The organism is Moraxella sp. I5G, from assembly GCF_055193055.1.
In genome coordinates this window covers 47,836-54,375 of record NZ_JBUXLH010000016.1, presented here as the reverse complement: position 1 = coordinate 54,375, position 6,540 = coordinate 47,836, and the positions used below count along the sequence as shown (strand labels likewise).

Sequence of the window (6,540 nt, the reverse complement as noted above, 5' to 3'; positions counted from 1 at the left end):
AAAGCTCGTTTAGAAGCTGAAGCTAAGGCAAAAGCTGAATTTATCCAGCCAAAAGACTTCACATATCATAACAGTTATTTTGCTAATCGGTTAGCAGCTGCGAATAATTTTAAAGATTTACTAGCTAAAACCACTGATGATAAAGGACAAGTCAGCGATCCAATGTATTCTATTTTAGTTATGGATAACTCAGGGGTGCAAGTTAGCGACTCAATTAAAAAGAAAGACCTAACTTATCAAATCTATAGCAATCATTTATCAAATTCTGCCATTGCTCTTATCAGTGTTGATAGTGAGGGTTGGTGGAAACCAGATTATCTTTATACGTATGGTGGTAAAGCTACCAATGCTAATGAGCTGGAGACACTAAAAGGACAAGCGGAATATGTTGGTCAAGGTTTTATGGTTGCCGATAGAAATAGTAATCGCTATGGAGGTGATGGTCCATCGCAAGCAGTAGTGAATATGACTGCTGATTTTGATACCAAAAAAATCTCAGGCAATATCTCTAATGGTCAAGCAACGATTAGTCTACTTGAGACCAGTATTCGCAATGCTGATGGCGCACTGGCATTTGATGGCAAGGCAGCTATTGGAGATTATGCAGGAACTTATGATGGTAAATTTATGGGTCAAGGTGCTAGAGAGCTTGCGGGTCAAGTAGCAGTTGCATCAGTAGACTTGGGTGCGGTTTTTAGTGCTAAAAAAGTAGAATAATCTTGATATCGGACAATACAACCAAACAAAACCCTTAAAAAGGGTTTTGTTTTTATCAGTTCTACACCATCGGAATACCCAATGAAAGCTGCTTTATTACTAATCTACCCCACCTTACTACTATCCGCTTATGCAGATACGTTGCCAAATTTAGATGATAATACTAAAATTGCTTTGCCAATTGCCCCTAAACAATCCATTAAAACCCAAAATATCACCAACATATACAATCATATTGATACAAGTAATGATGATATTGAACATCGTTTGGGTCAAGCAATTTTACAAAAAGATGATAGAGTTATTCAACAGCTATTATCACAATATCAAGAATTGCCTAATGCTGATAAAATTATGGTGCAATACGCACAAGCAGTTTTATATGAAAAGCGTTTACAGTTAAAACAGGCAATTAGAATTTATCGCAAAATTTTATCAGATAACCCATCACTTAATGCAATTCGCTTTGAGCTTGCCAAAGTGTTGTTTGATGATAAACAAATGATTGCTGCCAAAAGTCAATTTGAAAAGGTTAAAAGTGAAAATCCGCCTGAGCTTGTGCAAAAGTTATCAGATTTATATCTAAATGCTATCCAAAAACAAAGCCAAATTCAAATTAACCTATCGTTAAGTTATTTGAATGATAATAATATTAACAACGCCAATCACGCCCCTTTTATTGGTGATACACCCTTTAAAAAAAGCCAACAAATGTTTCCGCAGTCAGCAACAGGTGTTTCTTTTGGATTGGATATTCAAAAAGATTTTAATTTATCGGGTAACCATTATGTACGCGCAGAAAATGATTTGATAAGTAAATATTATTGGGATAATCAGGATTATAATGACATTATTAATCGTACTTCATTAGGTTATTTATATCAAAATGACCAAAACCGTTGGGCGGTCTTACCATTTTATGAGAAACGTTCTTATGCCAATCAAAGCTACAAATCATCGTATGGTGTGCGAGGTGAATATACTCACTGGTTATCATCATCTCATCAGCTATCAACAGCTTTAGAATATACTAAAAACAACTATGACGATTATCATCAGCTAAATGGCAACAGTCGTTTACTATCAGCAACCTATTTATGGCTTGTGAATGCCAAACGTTATGTATATTTTGGAGCAGATGTCAGTCAAGAAAATACACAAGAAAAAAATCAGACTTATCATTATCAAGCCATGCGTATGGGGGTAGGACAGGAATGGGGGAAGGGTGTTTCCAGTCGTATTGGGGTAAATTTTGGAAAACGCCAATATCAAGATAAAGCCGTGATTGGTGGTATTATCCCTTTGGATGTCGTGCGAAAAGATGATGAATTCTTACTCAATATTGCGCTTTGGAAGCGCGATTGGTATTTTTTTGGTGTGACTCCACGTATCAATTACCAATACAAAAAAACCAACAGTAATATTCCTTCAATGTATAGCACTCAAAAAAATCAAGTTTTTATCAGTTTTGAAAAATCGTTTTAATTACAGATTAAGATTTTTACGATTTAATTATTTTTTTGCAAAAAGTTATGATACAATCAAAAAAATTTTTGACTGTTTTGGCTGGTCATAAATCTGTATCATACCCCTGTGTAATATATAGGAAATATCATTATGTCTATTGAACGTATCAAACATCTAGGACTTCGCGAAAAAGTAATGACTGCTGAGCAAGCGGCAGAATTTATTGGGCATGACATGCTTGTTGGAATTAGTGGTTTTACAGGCGCAGGTTACCCAAAGGCTTTGCCAACAGCGATTGCAAACCGTGCTAAAGCTCATCACGTAGAGGGTAAAGAGTTTGCCATTCGCATGGTAACAGGTGCATCAACCGCCCCCGAATGTGATGGTGTATTGGCTGAGGCTTCAGCCTTGAGTTTTCGTTCGCCTTTTCAATCTGATCCAACTTTAAGAAATAACATCAATGTGGGTAATATCGCATATCAGGACATGCATTTATCACACGTTGAACAGCAAATTCGTCAAGGATTTTATGGCGATATGGATGTGGCGATTATTGAGGCAACAGGCATTACCGAAGATGGCAAAATCATTCCATCCATGGGTATTGGTCATAATAATGAAATTTTAAAAGCTGCTAAAAAAGTCATCATTGAGGTGAATACTGCCCAAAATGAACTTTTAGAAGGCATGCATGATATTTATTTTGATGTTGGCACACCTCCGCATCGTAAGGCTATTCCAGTCACTCAAGCGTTTGACCGTATTGGTAGCCCTTATTTGGAATGTGATTTGGATAAAATTGTGGCAATCGTCTTTACAAATGCAAGCGACCGCAATAGCAAATTTGCCGATCCAGATGAAACATCAAAACGCATTGCTGCTCAAATTATTGACTTTTTTAGCCATGAAGTAAAAGCAGGTCGTCTACCAAAAAATCTATTGCCATTGCAATCAGGTGTTGGTAATGTTGCCAATGCTGTTTTGGCGGGCTTATTAGATGCACCGTTTGAAGATTTGACAGGCTATACCGAAGTACTTCAAGACGGAATGCTTGACCTTATTATTGCAGGTAAGATGAAGTCAGCCTCAGCAACAGCATTGTCATTTAGTCCAGATGCTTTACAACGTTTTAACGACAATATTGAATTTTTACGTGACAAGATTGTCCTACGCCCTATGGAAATTACCAACAGCCCAGAACTGATTCGCCGTTTGGGTATTATTGGCATGAATGCCATGATTGAGGCAGACATTTATGGTAACGTCAATTCTACACATATCATGGGCACTAAGATGATGAATGGTATTGGTGGTAGTGGCGATTTTACACGTAATGGTTTTTTCTCCATGTTTGTTAGCCCATCAACTGCTAAAAATGGAGCAATTTCCGCCATCGTACCGATGGTATCGCACCACGACCATACTGAACACGATGTTATGTTTATCATCACTGAACAGGGTATGGCGGACTTACGTGGCAAATCACCACGTCAGCGTGCTAAATTAATCATTGAAAACTGCTCACATCCTGATTATCGCGATATGTTACGTGATTATTATGAGCGTGCTGAAAAAGCAAGCACAAAATCAGGCGGTATCCACACCCCACATCTACTACTTGAAGCCTTGTCATGGCATCAGCGTTTTGTGGAAACAGGCGATATGCGCATTAAATAATTGCTTTTTTGATAAAAACACCACCCTAAATTTGGGTGGTGTTTTTTTTAGAGATTTGTGATGATACCCTGAAAAATTCAGATTAAAAAACTAGGTTTTAATAGGCTTTTTGTGTATAATCTGTAAAGTTTAACACCAATAAAATTGCAAGGAAATCTTATGCTTGTCTCAAAATTTAGCCTAAAATATGGTGTGATGATGATTGCTGTGCTGATGCTGACAGCCTGTCAAAGTATTAAAAACGAACAAATAGCAATCAATCATTATACTGATAATGTGATTCCAGACAGCGCCAAAGATTTATTTTTTGATTATAAACAAGCGGATTCTGCAAAAACATCGGTTCTACAGGCGCTAGATGAACATTTACATAATGAGCGTTTTGCTGTTTCAAATTACTATTACCAAATGTCATCTTTATACACCAAGGATAGTGTGGATAAAAATGCTGATAGCATCTGGACAAGCGTTATCAAAGTGCGAGAATATCGCCGAAACAAAAATAGCATTGATAGCAAAGGGTTTCGTAGCCAAGATGATTATTTGCCAACTGAAAATTTAATATCAGATAAAGATGATTTATTGGAAGAAGCCAGTGAGTCTGCTCATGATAAAAGTCAGTTGCCTTATTTGCGCTATGATGACGAAATGTTGGAGCGCAGCCCCAAAACGGTGACTAGACAGGTGGGTATGGGGGAGGATTATGCTCAAATCAATGAAAAAATTAACTCTTTAGATACAGACATTCGCTTTTGTGTTTATGATGCTAGTTACAGCGTGGACGCTGCTGTGTCAGGCAATCCAAATATTGACAATAAAGATAAGAAAATCCAACAAGCTCAAAAAGAACTGAATCAGTGTCAAAAAGCTGTGACCAAAACTGCCAATCAGCTTTTAAAACAAGCCCAAGGTTATCAGGTGAATGATATTCATCATCTGACCAGTTGTTTAGCTGAATATAAGACAGGTTTGGCAGATATTATGAAACCAGGACGTCAACCAAAAACACTGGAAGATGAATCACTTGAAAAGTATGATGCGGTGCATTATAACTTTGTAAGATGTAGAGACCAATTTGATATTACACAAATTCTTGAACCATCAAGTTACACCAAAAATGGATATACTAAAGAATTTTTGGACACTACCAGTAAAATTAAACAATGTTCTCAGTCGTCCATAGATAGACAAGCAGCCTTACGCAAATTGGGTAAAAATTATACTTATAATGCTGATGAATTTTTACAAAGTTATGTTGATTATGCCACATGTGCAGGGACAGCTATCGATAATGAAGAGCAAACATTAGAAACTTTTTCTGATGCGAGGGAACGTTTGTATGAGGTAGATGCTTATATTCGTAGCGAAGGCGTTGATTATTTAAAGGATTATTATAAATATCGCGGACTGTCAGGATGGCTTACTTTGTACAAAGAGATGAAGGAGAGTGAAGGACAAAAACAAACTACTAAAGATGAACTTTATGATGGTTTTCTAAAAAATGTGATTTCAAGTATGCTAAATCATGCTAAAAAGACACCTGAACAAATTCACGCCCAAAACATTTATCAAAACAATCATACAGTAACAACAGGACTTTGGCATCATAATCCAAAGGCGAAAGTGGCAACTGGTTTGGTGTCATTGGATTATGAATCTGCAACTGCCAAACAGTCTATACAGTTGCCAATAGAATTTGATTTTAAACAAGGGGCAATTAACGCAGATGTATCCGCACTTCTACCCGTTGTTGCTTTAATCAATCCAAAAAATGCACCGCTACCTAACGAGGTTGCTGATGGACGAATGACCTTTGCATTGCCGCCAACACTCAGTCAAAAAATTCCCACAGATGTCATTTATGAGGCCATTAATGAAGGTATTTTGGCAGCAATTGCAGATTTAAATCCTCAAGATTTCACCAAAATGGATTTATCTAAAGATAAATATGCCAAAGAAATTGGAGCAAATCAGGTTATTAAAATCAATTTAAGCAGTAAAGAACAAGGTAAAATCTTAGATGTGATTGCTAAAAAAACAGCTATAAATTTAAAACAGTATGTAGACAATCATCCTGATTTTTACCCTGATATAACCAAACAAACTGACAAAAAACCAACTCAAAAATCACAAGAACAAAAAACGCAAACTGATAAAATCAAAAAAGCCATTGATGATTTTGCATTATTTTCATCAGCACATCGTGCTAATGATGTGGGTGGACTGTTTCAGATGTTAGAAGGATTGATTCCATTTTCTTTAACGCAAAACAGTTATTTGTATTTAGACAACACAGGCAAACTTATCGCAGTACAGACTTTTATGGCGATAGATGATGACATTCAAGATGTTAGCCATCAGATGGTTAATCAGATTCGTTTTGATAAGGCGATTTTTGATACTCATCCATTAGCGGGTAAATTTGCACAAGCTTTTGATAAAACCGCCCCAAAACCGACATTTGATGGTACAACTTGGCTGAAAAATAAAATAGATGAGCATCGATTCCAAAGTCAAGCAGAACTTGCGCGCATGGATGACGATTATGATAGTAATTACGATAGTGGCTATGATGATGTTGGTTTAGATGATGACAGTGATGTTTCTGACGTGAAGCCATAGGTTATAACCTGCAAAATAACCATTGAAATAAAAATCCAGCTTATTCATCAAGGAAAA

Annotated in this window: 4 protein-coding genes; all 4 read left to right on the top strand. The window is 36.7% G+C overall.

Annotated features, from left to right (window positions below; genetic code table 11):
- A partial coding sequence (locus tag ACZBKJ_RS08805; RefSeq protein WP_463200679.1) for a transferrin-binding protein-like solute binding protein occupies window positions 1–717 on the top strand: 717 nt, incomplete at its 5' end.
- An 81-nt stretch (window positions 718–798) separates the two neighbouring features.
- Window positions 799–2,202 (top strand): surface lipoprotein assembly modifier, encoded by a 1,404-nt coding sequence (locus ACZBKJ_RS08800; RefSeq protein WP_463200678.1) that lies wholly within the window; start codon window positions 799–801, stop codon window positions 2,200–2,202.
- Window positions 2,203–2,334: 132 nt separating this feature from the next.
- Window positions 2,335–3,861 (top strand): acetyl-CoA hydrolase/transferase family protein, encoded by a 1,527-nt coding sequence (locus tag ACZBKJ_RS08795; RefSeq protein WP_463200676.1) that lies wholly within the window; start codon window positions 2,335–2,337, stop codon window positions 3,859–3,861.
- Window positions 3,862–4,020: 159 nt separating this feature from the next.
- Window positions 4,021–6,483, top strand: coding sequence for a hypothetical protein (locus ACZBKJ_RS08790; protein WP_463200674.1), 2,463 nt, complete (start codon window positions 4,021–4,023; stop codon window positions 6,481–6,483).
- Window positions 6,484–6,540: the final 57 nt, after the last annotated feature.

Excerpts from the sequence above, each read along its gene's own strand:
- ACZBKJ_RS08790 (WP_463200674.1), top strand. The coding sequence starts at position 4,021 with ATGCTTGTCTCAAAATTTAGCCTAAAATATGGTGTGATGATGATTGCT.
- ACZBKJ_RS08795 (WP_463200676.1), top strand. The coding sequence starts at position 2,335 with ATGTCTATTGAACGTATCAAACATCTAGGACTTCGCGAAAAAGTAATG.
- ACZBKJ_RS08800 (WP_463200678.1), top strand. The coding sequence starts at position 799 with ATGAAAGCTGCTTTATTACTAATCTACCCCACCTTACTACTATCCGCT.